This is a genomic window from Parerythrobacter lacustris (genome assembly GCF_024626475.1).
GTDB classification, from domain to species: Bacteria; Pseudomonadota; Alphaproteobacteria; order Sphingomonadales; family Sphingomonadaceae; genus Parerythrobacter_A; species Parerythrobacter_A lacustris.
This window is the reverse complement of record NZ_JANKHH010000001.1, coordinates 228,477-247,973: the sequence shown is the minus strand read 5'-3', so window position 1 is coordinate 247,973 and position 19,497 is coordinate 228,477. Positions and strand designations below refer to the sequence as shown.

17 protein-coding genes are annotated in these 19,497 nt (G+C 65.4%); 7 read left to right on the top strand and 10 right to left on the bottom strand.

Translation table 11 applies throughout. The annotated features are described in order from the left end of the window. Positions 1–38 precede the first annotated feature (38 nt). The gene (locus tag NSO95_RS01175) at positions 39–1,778 is read left to right on the top strand and encodes a bifunctional metallophosphatase/5'-nucleotidase (RefSeq protein WP_257594310.1); all 1,740 of its coding nucleotides are present in this window, start codon (positions 39–41) and stop codon (positions 1,776–1,778) included. Here the strand turns inward: NSO95_RS01175 and NSO95_RS01170 are convergent, their stop codons facing one another. The 5 genes from NSO95_RS01170 to NSO95_RS01150 form a co-directional block, all read right to left on the bottom strand. Beyond that, positions 1,779–2,408 (bottom strand): hypothetical protein, encoded by a 630-nt coding sequence (locus tag NSO95_RS01170; protein ID WP_257594309.1) that lies wholly within the window; start codon positions 2,406–2,408, stop codon positions 1,779–1,781. It lies immediately after the preceding gene. Positions 2,409–2,483: 75 nt separating this feature from the next. Further along, on the bottom strand, positions 2,484–3,278 hold the full coding sequence (locus NSO95_RS01165) for a DUF1295 domain-containing protein (RefSeq protein WP_257594307.1): 795 nt from the start codon (positions 3,276–3,278) through the stop codon (positions 2,484–2,486). Continuing rightward, positions 3,271–3,897: a 1-acyl-sn-glycerol-3-phosphate acyltransferase gene (locus NSO95_RS01160; protein WP_257594306.1), complete on the bottom strand. Its 627-nt coding sequence runs from the start codon at positions 3,895–3,897 to the stop codon at positions 3,271–3,273. Before NSO95_RS01160 ends, NSO95_RS01165 begins: the two co-directional genes overlap by 8 nt. A 67-nt stretch (positions 3,898–3,964) precedes the next feature. Beyond that, on the bottom strand, positions 3,965–4,351 hold the full coding sequence (locus NSO95_RS01155) for a DUF559 domain-containing protein (RefSeq protein ID WP_257594305.1): 387 nt from the start codon (positions 4,349–4,351) through the stop codon (positions 3,965–3,967). 101 nt (positions 4,352–4,452) lie between these two features. After that, positions 4,453–6,060: a carboxyl transferase domain-containing protein gene (locus NSO95_RS01150; RefSeq protein WP_257594304.1), complete on the bottom strand. Its 1,608-nt coding sequence runs from the start codon at positions 6,058–6,060 to the stop codon at positions 4,453–4,455. 196 nt (positions 6,061–6,256) lie between these two features. Between NSO95_RS01150 and NSO95_RS01145 the strand changes: the two genes are divergently transcribed. Continuing rightward, positions 6,257–6,886 (top strand): hypothetical protein, encoded by a 630-nt coding sequence (locus NSO95_RS01145; protein ID WP_257594303.1) that lies wholly within the window; start codon positions 6,257–6,259, stop codon positions 6,884–6,886. Between the two features lie 21 nt (positions 6,887–6,907). Here NSO95_RS01145 and NSO95_RS01140 read toward each other — a convergent pair whose 3' ends face one another. From NSO95_RS01140 to NSO95_RS01130, 3 genes are read right to left on the bottom strand one after another with little or no spacing between them, the layout of a single operon-like run. Further along, positions 6,908–7,213, bottom strand: coding sequence for an alkylphosphonate utilization protein (locus NSO95_RS01140; protein WP_257594302.1), 306 nt, complete (start codon positions 7,211–7,213; stop codon positions 6,908–6,910). Positions 7,214–7,265: 52 nt separating this feature from the next. Then, complete coding sequence (locus NSO95_RS01135) at positions 7,266–7,670, bottom strand: GFA family protein (RefSeq protein ID WP_257594301.1); 405 nt, start codon at positions 7,668–7,670, stop codon at positions 7,266–7,268. Next, on the bottom strand, positions 7,667–8,833 hold the full coding sequence (locus NSO95_RS01130) for an isovaleryl-CoA dehydrogenase (protein WP_257594300.1): 1,167 nt from the start codon (positions 8,831–8,833) through the stop codon (positions 7,667–7,669). Before NSO95_RS01130 ends, NSO95_RS01135 begins: the two co-directional genes overlap by 4 nt. A 207-nt stretch (positions 8,834–9,040) precedes the next feature. Between NSO95_RS01130 and NSO95_RS01125 the strand changes: the two genes are divergently transcribed. The 3 genes from NSO95_RS01125 to NSO95_RS01115 are packed head-to-tail and all read left to right on the top strand — an operon-like array spanning position 9,041 to position 12,829. Continuing rightward, a complete protein-coding gene (locus NSO95_RS01125) occupies positions 9,041–10,495 on the top strand; it encodes a PAS domain-containing protein (RefSeq protein WP_257594299.1) in 1,455 nt (484 codons plus the stop codon). A gap of 31 nt (positions 10,496–10,526) precedes the next feature. Further along, a complete protein-coding gene (locus tag NSO95_RS01120; RefSeq protein WP_257594298.1) occupies positions 10,527–11,291 on the top strand; it encodes an ATP-binding cassette domain-containing protein in 765 nt (254 codons plus the stop codon). Next, complete coding sequence (locus tag NSO95_RS01115; RefSeq protein WP_257594297.1) at positions 11,288–12,829, top strand: ABC transporter permease/substrate-binding protein; 1,542 nt, start codon at positions 11,288–11,290, stop codon at positions 12,827–12,829. Before NSO95_RS01120 ends, NSO95_RS01115 begins: the two co-directional genes overlap by 4 nt. Here the strand turns inward: NSO95_RS01115 and NSO95_RS01110 are convergent. Both NSO95_RS01110 and lgt read right to left on the bottom strand, forming a co-directional pair. After that, the gene (locus NSO95_RS01110) at positions 12,826–13,884 is read right to left on the bottom strand and encodes a class I SAM-dependent methyltransferase (RefSeq protein WP_257594295.1); all 1,059 of its coding nucleotides are present in this window, start codon (positions 13,882–13,884) and stop codon (positions 12,826–12,828) included. The genes NSO95_RS01115 and NSO95_RS01110 overlap by 4 nt on opposite strands. Next, positions 13,881–14,804, bottom strand: a complete 924-nt coding sequence (lgt, locus tag NSO95_RS01105; protein WP_257594294.1) for a prolipoprotein diacylglyceryl transferase — start codon at positions 14,802–14,804, stop codon at positions 13,881–13,883. Before lgt ends, NSO95_RS01110 begins: the two co-directional genes overlap by 4 nt. 183 nt (positions 14,805–14,987) lie before the next feature. On the opposite strand from lgt, the gene NSO95_RS01100 reads away from it, so the two are divergent. Both NSO95_RS01100 and NSO95_RS01095 read left to right on the top strand, forming a co-directional pair. Beyond that, positions 14,988–16,691, top strand: coding sequence for a class I adenylate-forming enzyme family protein (locus NSO95_RS01100; RefSeq protein WP_257594293.1), 1,704 nt, complete (start codon positions 14,988–14,990; stop codon positions 16,689–16,691). After that, the gene (locus NSO95_RS01095) at positions 16,688–19,447 is read left to right on the top strand and encodes a [protein-PII] uridylyltransferase (protein ID WP_257594292.1); all 2,760 of its coding nucleotides are present in this window, start codon (positions 16,688–16,690) and stop codon (positions 19,445–19,447) included. Before NSO95_RS01100 ends, NSO95_RS01095 begins: the two co-directional genes overlap by 4 nt. Positions 19,448–19,497: the final 50 nt, after the last annotated feature.

Sequence of the window (19,497 nt, the reverse complement as noted above, 5' to 3'; positions counted from 1 at the left end):
TCTTTACATTGCCGCATTCGCGCCGCATCGAACGCCGCATGTTTCGCGCCATCCTGACCGCTTCCGCCGCGCTCGGCCTCGCCGCCTGCGCCACCGTCCCGCAACCGCAGCAGGCAGCCCCGAAGGTGCCCTTGCGCATCGTCGGGCTGAACGATTTCCATGGCAATCTCGAACCCATTCGCCGCCCGATCCGCTTCGTCGAAACCGACGGGACCGAACACGAGGTCCATGCCGCAGGGGCGGCCTGGCTCGCCAGCGCGGTCGCCGAGACCCGCGCCAAGGACGCCCATTCGCTGGTCATCGCGGCGGGCGATCTGATCGGCGGCAGCCCGCTGGTCTCCTCGATCTTTCTCGACGAGCCGGCAATCGGTGCGATGAACCGGCTCGGGCTCGATTTCAACGCGGTCGGCAACCACGAATTCGATCGCGGGTGGAAGGAGCTGAAGCGCATCCAGGACGGCGGCTGCGAGAAGCACACGCTGCGCGAGCCCTGTGCGGTCGAACAATACGCCGGGGCGGATTTCGCCTTCCTCGCCGCCAATGTCATCCAGCCCGACGGCGCAACGCTGTTTCCGGCCTACGGCCTGCGCCGCTTCGGCGAAGGGAATACGGCGATTGCGGTCGGAGTGATCGGGCTGACGCTCAAGGACACCCCGACGCTGGTCACCCCGAGCGGGGTCGCGGGCCTCACCTTCGAGGACGAGGCGGCCAGCATCAACCGCGCGGTGGGCGAACTGGCGGCGCAGGGCGCGGACGCGATCATCGTCTCGATCCACCAAGGACTCTATACCGAGGTCGGCTACAACGACAAAAGCTGCGGCGGGGTCTCCGGCCCGTTGATCGATATCCTCAAGCAGGTCGATCCGCGTGTGGATCTGGTGATTTCGGGGCATACGCACCGCGCCTATGTGTGCGATTTCACCGATATCGACCCGGCGCGGCGGTTCTGGGTCACCAGCGCGGGATACGGCGGATCGCTTCTGACCGATATCCTGCTCGAGGTCGACCCGGCTGCCGGCGATGCGCGGGTGGTCGAGGCGAACAATGTGGTCGTCATGAGCACCAACCCGGCGGCGCAGCCGGGCGAGCCCACGCCGATCCCCCCGGGCTATCGCCGGTTCGCCCCCGATGCAGAAGTGGCCGCCTATGTCGCCCGCTACAGCGCGGCAGCAAGCGAAGCCGCCACCCGCCCGGTCGGCAGAATTTCGGGCGAAGCGCTCGACCCCGGGCCCGCAACCGAGGAAACCGCGCTCGGCAATCTGATCGCCGATGCGCAGCTGTTCGGCACAAGCGAGGCGGGCGCGCAGATCGCCTTGATGAACAATTCGGGGGTGCGCACCGGCCTCGTCCCGGCCGCCGACGGCACGGTGACCTATGGCGACATCTATGCGGTCCAGCCATTCGGCAACACGCTCATCACCAAGAGCTTTACCGGCGCGCAGCTGCTCGCCCTGCTCGAACAGCAGTTCGACGACGAGGGTTTCGTCCAGACCTTCAGCCCGTCCGCAGGCTTTGCCATGACCTACGACATGCGCCGCCCGGCGGGGCAGCGGCTGGTGTCGGCGACGCTGAACGGCGAGCCGATCGATCCGGCGAAGACCTATCGCGTCACGATGAACAGCTTCCTCGCCGCCGGCGGCGACAGCTTCACTGTGTTCAACGAGGGCTCGAGTGTTACCGTGGGCGCGGTCGACCTCGACGCGATGGAGGAATATTTGCGCGCGGTGCCGATGCGACAGCTCCCCGCGCTCGGCCGGGTGACTGAACTGAAAGACTGACTATTCGGCGATGCGCAGCGCAGTGACGGGTGCAGCGCCCCGTTCGGCAGCCGAAAGGCCGGCGAACAACGTGTCGACGATAGCAGCCAGCTTGTCTTCCGCCAGCCGGTCTTCGAGGATCAACATCATCTGCGGCGAGGTGTAGCACACCACCATCTGGTTGATCAGCGAGAGCGCGCGATTGATCGCGAGGCCCGCGAAATACCCCTCATCCTGCGCCTGCGCGATTAGTTCGGTCAGATAATGATCGGCGAGGTCGATATAGCCCCGGACCTGCTCGAAGCGGTCCGATCCTAGCTCGACATAAAGCGCGAACAGCCCGGGATCCTCGAGGTAACGCTCGCGCTCGCGGGCGAAGCGACGGGCGAAGAATTCGTAGAACTTGCGCTGCACCGGGAGGTTAGACGCGATCACCGCTTCCATGATCTCGATATCGTGCGCGTACCATTGCTCCACGATGCTGTCGAAAAGGTCGCTCTCTTCGGGAAAGATTTCGTCGACCCGCGCTCGCGATACCCGGGTTTCGGCGGCCAGATCGGACTTGCCGATCATCGCGCCGCGCTTGGCAATAAGGTCCATCGCCAGTTTCGTCAGTTCGACCCTGCGCGCGTCGAGCTCTGCCGTCGTCATCGATTCCTCCCTGAAGGTAGCGCCTATCTAGGGAGGCCCCTCCGACACTGGAAGGGGCGGACAAGAATTTTCGCGTCAGCCTTTCGGTGGGCGCGGGAAGAAGGGCGAAGTGCGGCGCACATAGTCCGCATAGGCATCGCCGCGCTTCTTCTTCATCCCCGCTTCGAGCAGCGCTGCCCCCGACCACTTGGTCAACGTGAAGGTGAGAAAGATCGGCCCGGCCACGGTATAGAGCGCCCATTCCCAGCCAACCGAGGCGGTCACCAGCCAGATGCCCCACCAGACGCAGGCATCGCCGAAATAGTTCGGATGGCGGGTGTATCGCCACAGGCCGGTATCGAGGATCGTGCCTTCGTTCTTCGGGTCGGCCTTGAACTGGGCCAGCTGCCAGTCACCGGTCCATTCGAAGAAGATCCCGACTGCGTAGAGCGCGAAGCCCGCCCAGGCGAGCGGGGCGATCGCATCCATCGCGCCTGCGGCGAGGATGCCGACCTGCGCCGGGCTCGACACGAGGAACAGCAGCACTGCCTGCCCGAGCCAGACCTTGGTCAGCGCGGCGATCGTGAAACGGCCTTTCTCGCGGTCTTTCCTGAGGATTCGCTCGTACCGCGGGTCCTCGCCATGGCGCAGCCAGCGGCGCAGCAGGTAGAGGCCGAGCCGGAAGCCCCAGGCGGCGGTCATGACCAGCAGCAGCATCCCGACCAGCCCGCGCGAGGGCGACTGGACATAGCTGGCGACCGCCATCAGCCCCATGCCCGCCCCCCAGAAGCTGTCGACGAAGGACACATCGTTCAATTGCAGCGAAATCACCCACAGGATCAGCACGATCCCGACCAGCATCGCGGCATTGGTGAGCAGGGCATCAAGCATGGTTCGCCTCTTCGATCAGCCGGAGCGCCTGCGCCTCCAGCACCTTGTAGCGTTCATAGTCGGGTAGCTTGGACCGCATGAAGCGCGCAATCGTCAGCAGGTCTTCGGCATAGTTCCCGGTCGGATGGATCGGCGGACCGAAGCCGAGAATGTTGCGCTCGTTGCACACCCATGCCGGCACGATCGGCACGTCCGCCGCCTGCGCGATGTGGTAGAAGCCCGATCGCCATTCACCGCTCGACTTGCGGGTCCCCTCTGCCGCGATGACCAGCGCCAGCCGATCGCGCCGGGCGAATTCATCCGCCACCTGCTGGGTGACATTGGCCCGCTTGGTCCGGTCGACCGGGATGCCTCCCATGTCGAACATGAAGTTGCGCATGATCCCGGTGAACAGCGTGTGCTTGCCCATGAAGCTGGGCTCGACCCCTTCTTTCGCGGTGGCGCCGATAAAGAAGACGAAGTCCCAGTTGGAACTGTGCGGCGCACCGGCGATGACATATTTCGGCAGGTCGGGGAGATGCCCGTCGAGCTTCCACCCCTTCCAGCGATAGATCGCCATGATGATCCGCCGCACGATGCGCGACAGGATCGAGCGCTTGCGACGCGAACTGCTAGACATCGTTTCTCCCTGCGGACTGACTAGCAGTTACGCAAAGGATTGCGAGCGGATGCGTGCGAAAATCTGTTCAGGCGGAAAAAGCGGGATGCGCGTGGGGCAGCCGCTTGCGCGCGGCGGTGAGGACCCGGGCCACCGTGCCACGCAAATCCTCCCGAATATCCGCCATCGACACCGCCAGCGCGGCGATATTGCCGCGCGTCAGCCACTCGCTGCGCACCCGCTCGGCAGCGGGATCGGCAGGCGCGGTCTCGACCCGCACCGCCAGCCGCGCATTGAGGCAGTAGAAATCATGGACGAAGCTGCCGGTCGGATAGTTGCGGCAGAAGCGAAGGCTCCCCGCCTGACGCCGCAGCTCGGCCCAGAACAGGGCCCGCAGGAGGTCCGGATGACCCTGTACGACGTGCGCCGAAGCAGGGTCCATGATAGCGCCAGCAGGCATCGGGTCGTAGTCCAAGCTGTTTTCCCGTGACAGGTGCTAGGCACGGGTCCCGAGTCGCGCCAAGGGATCGCGGCGCTTGTCACAAATCTTTCATAAGGCCTCGTCGGGCGGCGAGGCTACATCCTGAACACACCGAACGCGGGCCGCTCGGGGATCGGCGCTTCGAGGCAGGCGGCAAACGCCAGACCCAGCACGTCGCGGGTCTGCACCGGGTCGATCACGCCGTCGTCCCACAGGCGGGCGGTGGCGTAGTAGGGGTTGCCCTCGTCCTCGTATTTCTGGCGGATCGGGGCCTTGAAGGCCTCGGCCTGTTCGGGGGTCCAGCTGTCGGCGTCGCGGTGGACGGTGGCGAGGACGCTTGCGGCCTGCTCCCCGCCCATCACCGAGATGCGCGCATTGGGCCAGGTGAACAGGAAGCGCGGCGAGTAAGCGCGCCCGCACATCCCGTAATTGCCCGCGCCAAAGCTGCCGCCGATCACCACGGTCACCTTGGGCACGGTCGCGGTGGCGACGGCGGTGACGAGCTTTGCACCGTGCTTGGCGATCCCCTCCGCCTCGTATTTCCCGCCGACCATGAAGCCGCTGATATTCTGGAGGAACAGCAACGGAATGCGGCGCTGGCAGGCGAGCTCGATGAAATGCGCGCCCTTCTGCGCGCTTTCGGAGAACAGCACGCCGTTATTGGCAAGGATCGCGACCGGCATCCCCCAGATATGCGCGAAACCGCAGACGAGGGTGCTGCCGTAATGCGCCTTGAACTCGTGGAACTCGCTGCCGTCCACGAGGCGTGCGATCACTTCCTTGACGTCATAAGGCGCGCGCACGTCTTCGGGGATGAGAGCGTAGAGGTCTTCGGCGTCGAATTTTGGAGCACGCGGGTCTTTCAGCGCAACGTCCTTCGCCGCACCGGTGTTCGCGCCCAAGTGGCTGACGATATCGCGCACGATGGTGAGCGCGTGCTCGTCGTTCTCAGCCAGGTGATCGACCACGCCGGACTTGCGCGCATGCAGGTCGCCTCCGCCAAGGTCTTCGGCGGTGATCTCCTCGCCCGTCGCGGCCTTCACCAGCGGCGGGCCGGCGAGGAAGATCGTGCCCTGCTCGCGCACGATCACCGTCTCGTCGCTCATCGCGGGCACATAGGCCCCGCCCGCTGTGCAGCTCCCCATCACGCAGGCGATCTGCGGGATGCCGAGCGCGCTCATGTTCGCCTGGTTGAAGAAGATGCGCCCGAAGTGATCGCGGTCGGGGAAAACCTCGGCCTGGTAGGGCAGGTTGGCCCCGCCGCTGTCGACGAGGTAGATGCACGGCAGACGGTTGTCCTGCGCAATCTCCTGCGCGCGCAGGTGCTTCTTGACCGTCATCGGGTAATAGGTGCCGCCCTTCACGGTCGCGTCGTTGCACACGATCATGCATTGGCGACCGGAGACACGCCCCACACCGCAGATGATCGAGGCGCCGTTTACGTCTCCCTCGTACATCCCGTTCGCGGCCAATTGCCCCACTTCAAGGAAGGGCGAACCCGGATCGAGCAGCCGCTCCACCCGCTCACGCGGCAACAGCTTGCCGCGCGACACGTGGCGTTCGCGCGACTTTTCGGTGCCGCCCAGCGAAGCTTCGGCCACGGCGGCACGCAGTTGCTGCGCGAGGGCGTGGTTATGCGCAAACCGGGCCTTGGCCTCGGGGCTTTCGCGATCAAGTTTGGTGGTGAGGGTGGGGGCGGTCATATTCTCTCCTTGATCGCGCCCTAACGCTGTAGCATTCCCGCGCCAAGTTTGGAGGCCGCATTCCATGAAAATCCGTTGGCCCGCCGCGATTTGCGCGCTCATTTTTGGAGCCATTGCCATGCCCGCAAGTGCGGACGTTTCCGCGCTCTACGAAGTGCGGTCGGATGACGAGTTTGCGCGGACGCTCGACCTCGCCATGACAATCGAAGTCAACGCTGCGGGCGACGCGCGCCTGCACATAACCGGCAAGTCCGACTATTTCCTCATCCGCAACGGCGAGGTCTATACCGTCAGCCGCGGGATCGACGGGCCTTATGCGGAAAAACTAGATGATCTCGAAGCCGTGATCGCCAATGCGGGGCAGGCAGGCGGAATTTCCCTCGAACTGCTCGAGCAGTTTCCAAAGATCGATCTGGTCGACATGGGGATGGTGAAGGTTGGGAAATGGAAGGGTCAGGGTTACGCACAACGCGAATATGACGATGAGGTCGGTCGGCCGGAACTCGTGCTCTCGGACGATGTGGGCCTCGATTCGATCGGCAAAGCGTTCGCCCGGCTAGCGAATGGGCGATTCGGCACGCTGAGGGCGCTTACTTTGACCAGCCTTTTTGGCGGCTTCGGCTTCTACGACGCCAAAGTGCGCGACCTCTTAAACACAGGCACGCCGATCCGGATCAACGCGTTGGAACTGTCCGAAGTATCATCGGATGCCATTGACCCAGCGCGTTTCGAACTGCCGGACCGGGTGCTCACCCAAGAGGAAATCCGGCAGCAGAACCAACCGTTTGATTGGGCACCAGCATTTGACCGTCAGCCGCAGGGCTAAGCATCCCGTTGTGGCCCCCCATCACCGCTTCCGCACGAACTCGGCCCGCAGCACCAGGCCCTTGATGCCGGGGTATTTGCAGTCGATCTCCTGCGCGTCGCCGGTCAGGCGGATCGACTTGATCAGGGTGCCCTGCTTGAGCGTCTGGCCTGCGCCCTTGACCTCGAGATCCTTGATCAGCGTCACCGCATCGCCATCGGCGAGCAGATTGCCGACCGCATCGCGCACCTCGACCGCGTTCTCTACCGCCTGCCTGGCCGCGAGCTCGGATGCGGGCAGCCACTCGCCGCTGGCCTCGTCATAGACGTAGTCTTCATCGATGCTCATCGCCGGTCCTTTCGTCGGGAGGCGTCGCCGGGCAGCGCTCGGATGGGAAAAATCATAGGGAAAGTTCCTGGTTGGAGGCAGTCAGGGCAAACAGCTCATCGGCCCATGGCCACGCGGAATTCCGATAGCCTTGCGTGAAGGTTTCCGGCTTGGGAAGGTTTGCAAACAGACCGGCGCGCAGGCGGAAAGTGGCCGGGAGATCCTCGCGCCGACTGTACACCGGCGAACCGCAATCCCGGCAAAATGATCGCAACTTGCCTGGCGAACTCTCAAACTCGATGAGCGTGTCTCGCGTCAGCCAATCCACTTGCTCGGACTGCAGAACAAGCGCCAAATTGAACGCACTCCCGTTGGATTGGCGGCATTGGCTGCAATGGCAAATGTGCAATTCGGGGAAGGGCGGAAGCACGTTCAGTTGCACCGAGCCGCAACTGCAGTGGCCGGTTATGCCGCTCACCCCGCCGCCCCGATCAATTCGCGCCCGATCAGCATCCGGCGGATCTCGTTGGTGCCCGCGCCGATATCGAGCAGCTTGGCGTCGCGCAGGTAGCGTTCGACCGGCCAGTCCTTGGTGTAGCCCGCGCCGCCCAGCGCCTGGACCGCTTCGGCGGCGACCTTGAAGGCGTTTTCGCTGGCGAGCAGGATCGCGCCGGCGGCATCAAAGCGGGTGGTCTGGCCCGCGTCGCAGCTCTTGGCCACGGCATAGGTGTAGGCGCGCGCCGATTGCAGCGCGACATACATATCCGCCACCTTGGCCTGCATCAGCTGGAAGCTGCCGATGGGCTTTCCGAACTGCTTGCGCTCGCGCAGATAGGGGATCACCGTGTCGAGGCAGGCCTGCATGATGCCGAGCTGCAATCCGGCGAGCACCACGCGCTCGTAATCGAGCCCGCTCATCAGCACGCCGACCCCGCCGTGGAGCGGGCCCATCACGTTCTCTTCGGGCACTTCGCAATCGTCGAACACCAGCTCTGCCGTGGGGCTGCCGCGCATTCCCATCTTGTCGATCTTCTGGCCGATGCTGAAGCCGGGCATGTCCTTCTCGATCAGGAAGGCGGTGATCCCGCGCGATGCCGCCTCGGGCGCGGTCTTGGCATAGACCACCAGCGTATCGGCATAGGGAGCGTTGGTGATCCAGAATTTGGTGCCGTTGAGGACATAGCCGCCCTGCACCGCATCGGCCTTGAGCTTCATCGAGACGACATCCGAGCCCGCCGAGGCTTCCGACATCGCAAGGCTGCCGACGTGTTCGCCGCTGATCAGTCCCGGCAGGTATTTCGCCTTCTGCTCCTCGCTCCCCCACCGGCGGATCTGGTTGATGCAGAGGTTCGAGTGCGCGCCGTAGCTGAGGCCCACCGAGGCGCTCGCGCGGCTGATTTCCTCCACCGCGATGACGTGCTCGAGATAGCCGAGACCGAGCCCGCCGTCCGCCTCGTCCACGGTGATGCCGTGCAGGCCAAGCTCGCCCATTTTCGGCCACAGCTCCTGCGGGAACCAGTCCTCGCGGTCGGCCTTTTCGGCCAGCGGGGCAACCTGCTCGTCGGCGAAACGGGCGGTCGTCTCGCGAATCATCTCGGCGGTCTCGCCCAGCTGGAAGTCGAAATCGGGGGTGGCGCGCATGGTATCTCCTGTGGTGAGAGCCGCATAGCCGCTCCCGCGCGCACCCGCAAACATGCGGATTCCAAATGGAATCAACGGGCAGGAGCAATTCGCTCGCACCATCGAAACACTTTGAAAACAGGTGGCTTTGCGCCTAACAAGGTGTCGGACGCAATGAACACCGGACAGCTTGAGCCCTGGCCCAAAGGCCAGCCCCCGGCGCCCTCGATGCGCGACGACGAGTCGCGCCTGCGCGTCCTCGACGCCTACGACCTCGATGCGCTGGACGACGATACCGAGCTGCGCGAGATCACCCGCTTTGCCGCCCGGCTGTGCAACGTACCCGTTTCCCAAGTCAGCCTGGTGGAGGATGTCCGCCAGCGTTTCCTCGCCGGTTGCGGGCTGGAGGACAAGGAAACTCCGCGTTCCCAGTCGTTCTGCGCCCACGCGATGCTGGAGGCGGAACCGATGGTGGTCGAGGATGCGACTGCCGACCCGCGCTTTGCCGACAACCCGCTGGTGACCGGCGGGCCGGGCATCCGGTTCTACGCCGGAGCTCCGCTGATCTCGCCCGAAGGCGCGCCGCTGGGTGCGCTGTGCGTGATCGACTCGGTCGCCCGGCCTGGTGGGCTGGATGACTTCCAGCGCGACGGGCTGGCGGTGCTGGCGACGGCAGTGATGCGCCGCCTGCGCAATCGCCGGGAGACGCTGCACGAGCAGACGCTGCGCTCGAACCAGATGGACCGGATGCGGCAGATCGGCGACTGGCTGCCCGATATCATCTGGTCGGCCGATGCCGAGGGTCGGTTCGACTACTACAACGCCCGGTGGGAACAGGTGACTGGCGGTACACCTCCGGTCGAGGCTGAAGCGTGGCGCCCGTTCGTGCACCCAGAAGACCAGGAACGGGCTTTTGGCCGATGGTACGATTGTGCCGCGCGCGGCGTGGCGTTCGAAGACGAATACCGCCTGGTGCAGGCAGACGGGAGCTGGCGCTGGACCCTGTCGCGCGCGCTCCCGCTGGTCGGCAGGGACGGGTCGGTGCTGCGCTGGTACGGCACGCTGACCGACATCGACGAGGCGCATCGCAAGCTGATCGGCCGCGAATTGCTGAGCCAGGAGCTCAACCACCGGATCAAGAACATCTTCGCCGTGATCAACGGCCTGATCGCGATCCGCGCGCGCGAGCATCCCGAAGCGCAGGGTTTTGCGGACGAACTTTCCGGGACCCTGATGGCGTTGAGCCGCGCGCATAATTTCGTGATTGCGGAGCACGATGGCGAAGGCAGCTCGCTGATCGGTCTGCTGAGCGATCTGCTCGCCCCCTATTGCGGCATTGCGAGCGAACGGGTCGCGATAGCGGGTGACGATTTGCGGCTCGGCCGCAAGAGCGCGACGCCCTTCGCGCTCGTATTCCATGAGCTGGCCACCAACTCGGCGAAGTATGGCGCCTTGTCGGTTACGCAAGGCAAGGTCGAAATTGCCTGTCAGCGCGAAGGTGAGCGACTGGTGATCGAGTGGCGCGAAACCGGAGGGCCCGAAGTCGAAGCGACCGAAACCACGGGGTTCGGCTCGCGGTTGGTGCAGCTCACGGTTTCGAGCCAGTTGCAAGGCACGCTCGAACGCGCATTCCGGCCCGAGGGCCTATTCGCGCGATTGGTCGTCCCGCAAGACCGGCTTTGACCCGCCGCGCGGCGGCGCATAGGAAGCCGGGGTGGCCGAGCCCGCTCCTATCCTCTCGTTACAGGACGTGACGAAGCGCTACGGCGCGATCCAGGCTGTGGATGGAGTGTCGCTGGATCTTGCCGACCGTAGCTTCGTCGCGCTGGTCGGGGCTTCCGGCTCCGGCAAGTCGACCCTGCTCAAGACGATCAACCGGCTGGTCGAACCCGACAAGGGTGCGATCCTGCTCGAAGGCGAGGACATCCGCCGCCTCGAGCCGCACGCGCTGCGCCGCCGGATGGGCTATGTGTTTCAGGGGATCGGGCTGTTCCCGCATATGACCGTGACAGAGAATATCGCCATCGGGCCGCGCATCGCGGGTGCAACGATCGATGCCGCGCGCGTGGGCGCGTTGCTCCAACTGGTCGAGCTCGACGGAAGCTACTCCGCGCGCTTGCCGCACGAACTTTCGGGCGGGCAACGCCAGCGGATCGGTGTCGCTCGCGCACTCGCGTGCAATCCGCAGGTGTTGCTGATGGACGAGCCATTCGGCGCGCTCGATCCCGTGACGCGCAATGCGCTGGGCCGGAAGGTGCGTGATCTGCATATCCGGCTTGGCCTGACCACGCTGATGGTGACGCACGACATGGCCGAAGCGCTGCTCTTGGCCGACCGGGTGCTGGTGATGGAGCAAGGGCGGATCGTCGCCGATTGCACCCCTCACGAACTGCTCGCGGGCGACGGCGGGTCCACCGCACAGGCGCTGGTCGCAGTACCGCGCGAACAGGCGCGCGCGCTGGCGGAGCTCGCCGGATGAGCGAAATCGCCGAGATCCTGTCCGGGCTGGGGGGCAAGCTCGCCGCGCATGTCCTGCTCGCGGCGGCGGCGATTGCGCTGGGCATCACGGTGGCCCTGCCGCTGGCGGTGTGGGCGAGCCGCAACCGGGCCGTGCGGCGAATCACACTGGGCTTCGCCAGCCTGGTGCAGACCATGCCGGCACTGGCGCTGCTCGCGCTGTTCTTTCCGATCCTGCTGAGCTTGCGTGCCATCTTCGGCGAGGGGCTGCCGACGCTCGGCTTCCTGCCCGCGCTGCTCGCGCTCGCGCTCTATGCGCTGCTGCCGATCCTGCGCAACGCGGTGACCGCGCGCGAGCATATGGCCGGCGAGGTGCTCGAGGCTGCTGACGGGGTCGGCATGACCGCGTGGCAAAAGCTGCGCCTGGTCGAAGCGCCGCTCGCCGCGCCCTATGTGATGGCGGGCATCCGCACCGCCGCAGTATGGACCATCGGCGCGGCCACGCTGTCGACCACCATCGGCCAGCCGAGCCTCGGCGACCCGATCTTCGCCGGCTTGCAGACGCAGAACTGGGCGTTAGTGCTCGCCGGCTGCATTGCCGCCGCCGCTCTCGCCCTGCTCACCGACGCGCTGCTCGGCACGGTCGAGCGCGGGCTGGCACAGCGCAAGCGCGCGCTGGTGTGGGGCGGCCTCGGCGTGGCGCTGCTCGGTGTGCTGCTGTCGGGCTGGACGCTGCGCCCGCAGGAGCGCGCCGGCGGCGAGACCATCGTGATCGGCGCGAAGAGCTTTTCCGAGCAGTATATTCTCGCCCGGCTGATCGGTGCGCGGCTGGAGAAGGCCGGGTTCACCGTCAAGTACCGCGACGGGCTGGGCAGTGCGGTGGTGCACGAAGCGCTCACCACCGGGGCGATCGACATCTCGATCGACTACACCGGCACGCTGTGGACCAACCAGCTCAAGCGCGAGGACAACCCGGGGCGAGAGGCGATCTATCGCACGCTGGTCGAATGGGAGCGCGAGACTACCGGAACGCGGGTGCTCGGGCGGCTGGGATTCGAGAACGCCTATGCGCTCGCCATGCGGCAGGACCGGGCCGACGCGCTCGGCATCCGCACGATGGAGGATCTCGCGCGAGCCTCACCGCGGCTCACCATCGGCGGCGATGTCGAATTCTTCCGCCGCCCCGAGTGGGTCGCGGTGCGCGATGCCTATGGCCTCGACTTCGGGCGCGAGCGAAATTTCACCACCACCTTTATGTATGACGCGCTGACCGGCGGGGAGGCCGACGTGATCAGCGCCTACACCTCCGACGGGCGGATCGCGGCAGACCGGCTACTGGTCCTGGAGGATACGAAACAGGCTTTCCCGTCCTACGATGCGCTGATGCTGGTTGCCCCCGGCCACGCCAGCAACCAGCGCCTGATCGCCGCGCTCGAACCGCTGGTCGGCGCGATCGACGTGGAAGCGATGCGTGAAGCGAATTTCGCGGTCGACCGGCAGGGCAACAAGCAATCGCCGGAGCAAGCGGCAGCGCAACTGGCGAGACGCGCGGGTCTCTAGGAAAAGCCCGCCCCGCCGGGCCAGTTCTCGGCAGCGAGGCCCATGACCTTGAACAGTTGGCCCATCTGGTCGTCGTCGATCAGTCGGTGCAGCGCAGCGTCGATCTCCGGCTTGTAATGCGGGGCCTTGGCGGCGAGGTTCTCGGCCCGCGTCTCGATCCCCAGCGCGCGCAGCCAATTGCCCTGCGTCACCGTGCCGAGGTGCCGCACGCCGCGCGACAGTGCGATGCGCGACAGGGTGGAGAAATCGACATGTGCGGTCAAATCCGCTTCGCCCGGCGCAGCGAAGGGATCGACCTTGCGATGCTCGCGTACCGCCTGCAGCGTCGATCCTGCGCGCATCGCATCATGGCCGTAATCGATGAACAGCGCGCAGCCGCCCTGTTCGGCCAGCCGCCCGGCCACCTCGAACAGGATCGCTGCGGCGGCGGGGCAGGTTTCGAGGATCGTGCCTTCGGGTGCGTCGCGCCATTCGACCGGTACCGCCGCGTCCATCGCCTGCCCGCCCGCGACGAAAGCAAAAGCGTCGCCATCGAGTCCGACCATCCGCTCGCGCCAGCCATTCGCGGTCCGCACCAGCTGGCGCACCGGCAGCGCATCGAGGAATTCGTTGGCCACCAGCAGGATCGGATCTTCCATCGGCACGGTGGACAGATCCTCGTGCCAGATCGCGCCGGGGACGGCGGCGAGCTGGATGTCCTTGAGCGCCGGCGAGGTCTCGACGAAATGCACCCGCGGTTCGAGCCCGTAGCGCCGCGCGCTGCGCAGCGCGTCCGACGCCAGCGTCCCGCGCCCCGGGCCCAGTTCGACATAGTGCACCGGCTCGTCGCGCCCTGCCTTGATCCACATGTCGGCCAGCCACAGCCCGATCAATTCGCCGAACATCTGGCTGATTTCGGGTGCGGTAATGAAGTCCCCGCCGCTGCCGAGCGGATCCTTGCCGCCGTAATAGACCGCGTTGCTCTCGCCCATGAAATGAGCCAGCGAGACGGGACCGGTGTTGCGGATCAGCCGACGGAAACGATCGCCGAGGGCGAGGTTTTCGAAGTCGCTCATGCCGGTTTGGCGCTGTCCTCCGGCACGGCAGTGCTGTTCATTTCGGGGCGGCGGATGGTCCACACCATCACCGCCAGCCCGGCAAGGATCAGCGGGATCGACAGCCATTGGCCCATCGACAGGCCGGTCTGCTGCGCGAATTCGAGCAATTGCGCGTCGGGCTCGCGGAAGAATTCGTTGACGAAGCGGGCGAGGCCCATGCCGGTGGCAAAGGTCGCGACCAGCAGGCCGGGGCGGTAGCGCGCGCGGGTTTTCCAGAACAGCAGCAGCATGACGACAATCAGCGCGAGGCCCTCGAGCCCTGCCTGGTAGAGCTGCGAGGGATGGCGCGGCGGGCCGTTGATCACCGCGCCGTTGATCAGTTCGGGAAAGCTCATCGCCCACGGCACATCGGTGACCCGGCCGTAGAGTTCGCCGTTCACGAAATTGGCCAGCCGCCCGAGGAACATGCCGACCGGCACGGTGACCGAGACATAATCGCATACCCGGATAAAGCTCAGCTTCTCTCGCCACGAAACCCACCCGATCGCGGCGACCACGCCGAGCAGCCCGCCATGGAAGCTCATCCCGCCATCCCACAATCGCAGCAGCTTCCATGACACCCAGCCTTCTTCGGAAAATTCCGTGAATAGGCTCTGGTCGTAAAACATCGCGTAACCTAGCCGCCCACCGAGGATCACCCCGAGGAAACAGTAGAAAAACAGGTCCTCGACATGGCGCGCGGCCATCGGCGCACCGGGCTGCTTGATCATCTTCGACAGGTGCCAATAGGCGAACAGGATGCCGAACAGATAGGCCAGCGAGTAGTAGCGCAGCGTGAAGATGCCGAGATCGATTCCCTCGCTCAGCCCGAGCGAACTCCATTCGATCGGCACGCCGGGCGTACTGGCAGCGGCAGTTGCGGCGAGTAGTGACAGCAAAGGCTCGACCCCCTAGAGACTGTGACAAATCACGCGATATCCGTGTCGCGCGTTCCATAGGCGCTGGCTGGCCTTTGGCATAGGTGGAAGACGGGGGGAACCCTCGCTTTGCCTGCCGGGCCGGCTTTCCCCCGGCCCTGCGGAGTCCCGCGCTTCCCGGACCACCAAAGGAGAGAATGCCCGATGCCGACCGCACTCGACAACACCCTTGTCGCGATCATGGACCAACTGGTGAAGCCGGAGATGCCGTTCGAAACCGTGCCGTTCGACCGGTTCGGGGTGCAGATCCCGGCGTTCAAACACGCCCCGCCTACGCTGGCCCATTATTTCGCGCATTTCTGCAACGAGCATAAAGACAAGGTCTTCCTGGTCGACGGCGACTGCCGCCTGACCTTCGGCGAGGCCTGGCTGGCAGCGACTCATGTCGCGGCCGGGCTGGAGCAGATGCACGGGGTGAAACCGGGCGACCGGGTGGGCATCGCGGCGCGCAATTCGGCCAACTGGATCATCGCCTATATGGGCATCATCATGGCCGGCGGCTGCGCCACGCTGCTCAACGGGTTCTGGAGTGGCGAGGAAATCGCCTATGGCATCGATCTCGCAGATTGCGATCTGGTGCTGGCCGATGCGGGCCGCGCCAAACGGTTCGACGGGATTGGCCACAGCGCGAAAGTGGTGCTGTTCGACCATGACTGCGATCCCGCCACCGGCCTCGCCGCGATCTGGGGCGACGGCGACACCGCGATGCGGATGCTCGGCCAGCTCACGCCCGACGGAATGGCGACGATCCTCTACACCTCGGGTTCGACCGGCAGTTCGAAAGCCGCGTGGTCCGACCATCGCGGCGTGGTCCACGGGGTGATGAGCTACGTCTCGCAAAGCGCGATGGCCAAGCTTTATATGGAAGGCAAGGGCGAGGATGTCAGCCAGCAGCCCTCCACGCTGATCGCGGTGCCGCTATTCCACGTCACCGGGGAGGTGCCGCTGTTCCTCCAGTCCTACGCCATCGGGCGCAAGGTCGTGCTGATGCCCAAGTGGGACGCCTACGAGGCGATGCGGCTGATGGAAGCCGAGAAAGTGAGCTATTTCGCCGGAGTCCCGCTGATGACCTACGAGATGGCGAGCCACCCGGAGCGCGAGAAGTTCGACCTCTCGGCGCTCAAGAGCCTCGCTGCGGGCGGCGCGCCGCGCCCGGTCGAGCATGTGACCAAGATCCGCAAGGCGTTTCCCGACGGCTTCCCGCTGCTCGGCTACGGCCTGACCGAAACCAATGGCGTGGGCTGCGGCAATCTCAACGAGAACTACCTCGCCAAGCCCGGCTCGACCGGCCGCGCCAGCCGCCCGCTGGTCGACCTCGCGATCCTCGACGACGACGGCAACAAACTGCCGCAGGGCGCGGTCGGCGAAGTATGCATGCGCACGATCTGCAACTTCCGCGGCTACTGGAAGAACGACGAGGCGACCGAGGCTGCTTTCACTTCCGACGGCTATTTCCGCACCGGCGACCTCGGCTATCTCGACGAGGACGACTATCTGTTCATCGTCGACCGCAAGAAGGACATCATCATCCGTGGCGGCGAGAACATCAGCTGCATCGAGGTGGAAGAAGCGATCTATGCGCATGACGCGATCGCCGAATGTTCGGTCTTCGGGGTTCCGGAGGAGCGGTTCGGCGAGCTTCCGGCGGCGGTGTTCTACGTCAAGCCCGGCCAGCATATCGCATCCGAAGACCTGCGCGATTTCCTGCTCGAACATATCGCCCCGTTCAAGGTGCCGCTGCTCGAACATATCTGGCAGAGCGACGATCCGCTGCCCCGCCTCGGCACGCAGAAGATCGACAAGCGGACGGTTCGCAAGCAGTTTGCGGACGACCCGATCGGCGCTTGAAGAAGCTCGCCATCCCCAACCAGCGGCAGGTGATCGACCGCCGTGGGCTCGCCGAAGCCATTGGCGCGATCCATGCCGAACAGGGCGACAAGGGGCGCAAAGCCATTGTCGCCCTGCTGCGCGACGCGCTGGAGGGCGGGCGCGCCGAGCTGGCGAAACGGCTGGAAGCGAAACCTTCCGCCGGGCACGACTGCTGCGCGGGCCATGCCTTCCTGGTCGACCAGATCGTGCGGCTGCTGCACGATCACGTGGTCGAGCGCGTCTATCCGCCTGGCAACCGTTCGTCGGGCGAGCGGCTGTCGATCATGGCGGTCGGCGGATACGGGCGGGCGGAAATGGCACCGCATTCGGATGTCGACATCGCCTTCCTCACCCCCACCCGCCGCGCGCCGTGGTGCGAGCAGGTGATCGAAGCGATGCTCTATTTCCTGTGGGATCTCGGCCTCAAGGTCGGCCATTCGAGCCGCACGCCGGACGATGTCGTGCGCATGGCGAAGGAAGACCTGACCATCCGCACCGCGCTGCTCGAGGGGCGCTACGTGTGGGGCGACCAGGAGCTCTACGAGGAAGTCAGGCGGCGTTTCTGGGCCGATGTCGCGCATGGCAGTGAGCGCGAATTCCTCACCGAGAAGCTGGAGGAGCGCAACGCCCGCCACAAGCGCATGGGCGACACGCGCTATGTCGTCGAGCCCAACGTCAAGGATGGCAAGGGTGGCCTGCGCGACCTGCATACGCTCTACTGGATCGGCAAATACATCCACAAGGTGCGCGTCGCCGCCGAGCTGGTCGACGTCGGGCTGTTCACCGCCAAGGAATATCGCAGCTTCCGCCGCGCGGAAGGCTTCATGCTGGCGGTCCGGTGTCATCTACACACGATCACCAACCGGCCCGAGGACCGCCTGACCTTCGACCTGCAGCGCCAGGTGGCCGAGCGGATGAACTTCGCCGATCGCACCGGCAAGAGTGCGGTCGAGCGCTTCATGCAGTTCTATTTCCTCCAGGCGAAACGCGTCGGCAGCCTGACCGGCGTGTTCCTCGCGCATATCGACGAGCAGTTCGCCCAGAAGCGCGCGCGGCGCGGCTTCCTCGCCGGATTCAAGGCCCGCCCGCGCGACCACAAGGGTTACCGCGTGTTCGGCGGCCGGATCGCCGCGCCGAGCGACGACTGGTTCCGCAAGGACCCGGTGCGGCTGATCGAGATCTTCCAGATCGCCGAGGCCGACGGGTTTGAGATCCACCCCGAAACCATGCGCCAGGCCGACCGCGATTCCGGGCTGATCAAGGCCGAGGTGCAGAACGATCCACGCGCCAATGCGCTGTTCCTCGACCTGCTCGCGGGCCGCAACGATCCTGAGACGGTGCTGCGCTGGATGAACGAAGCCGGCGTGTTCGGCAAGTTCGTGCCCGATTTTGGCAAGGTCAACGCGCAGATGCAATTCGACATGTACCACCACTACACGGTGGACGAACACACCATCCGCGCGATCGGCCTGTTGGCCAAGATCGAGCAGGGCGAGCTGGTCGAGGACCATCCGCGTTCGACCCGGCTGATCCACCGCATCGCCTCGCGCCGTGCGCTCTATGTCGCGGTGCTGCTGCACGATATCGCCAAGGGGCGCGGCGGCGACCATTCGGTGCTCGGCGGAGAAGTGGCCGAGCGGCTGTGCCCGCGTTTCGGCCTGACGGACGGCGAGACCGGGCTGGTTGCCTGGCTGGTGCGCCAGCACCTGTTGATGAGCGCGACCGCGTTCAAGCGCGACCTGACCGATCCCAAGACGATCGAGGATTTCGTCGGCGAGGTGCAGAGCCTCGAGCGGCTGCGCAACCTGCTGATCCTGACCGCTGTCGATATCCGTGCAGTCGGCCCGGGAGTGTGGAACAGCTGGAAGCGTCAGCTGCTGGGCAATCTCTACGACGCGGCGCAGGAACGGCTGCGGCTCGGCCATATGCGGCATGGGCGCGACCAGATGGTAGCAGCCAAGAAGACCGCTGTGGCGGCGGTTCTGGGGTATCAGGCAGGGCTGATCGAGAAATTCACCAAGGTGTTCACCGACGCTTACTGGATTGCCGAGCCGGAGGACGTGATAGAACGCAATCTGGTGCAGTATGCGCAGGTGCGCGGGCGCAACGGGAAGCTGTCGGTCCATTGCGAATTCTACCCCGCGCGTGGCGCGACGCTGGTCAGCGTGATCGCCGCCGACCATCCCGGCCTGTTCTACCGCATCGCCGGCGGCATCCACCTGGCGGGCGCCAACATCATCGACGCGCGGATCCACACCACCCGCAACGGCTGGGCGGTCGACAATTTTCTGGTGCAGGACCCGCTGGGCAAGCCGTTCCGCGAGGACGGGCAGCTCGTCCGGATCGAGAAATCGATCGCCGATGCGCTGGCCAACCGGATCGAGCTGGCCCCACAGCTCGCCCGCCGGCCGCTGCCTCGCAGCCGCGCCAAGGCGTTCGAGGTGCAGCCACGGGCGATATTCGACAACAGCGCCTCGAACCGCTTCACCGTGATCGAGGTCAACGCCCGCGACCGACCGGCGCTGCTCAACCGCCTTGCGCGCAGCCTGTTCGAAAGCCAGCTGGTGGTCCATTCGGCGCATATCACCGCCTATGGCGAGCGCGCGGCGGACACCTTCTACGTCACCGACCTGCTGGGCCAGAAGATCACCGCACCCGACCGGCTCGCGGCGATCGAGAACGCGCTGCTGGAAGCCGCCAGCGACCAGCGGCAGGCCGAGCTGGAAGAGGCATAGAAGCAACACTTAACCGCGAAAATCCGCCGTTTGCAGAGTGTTCCTTGGCG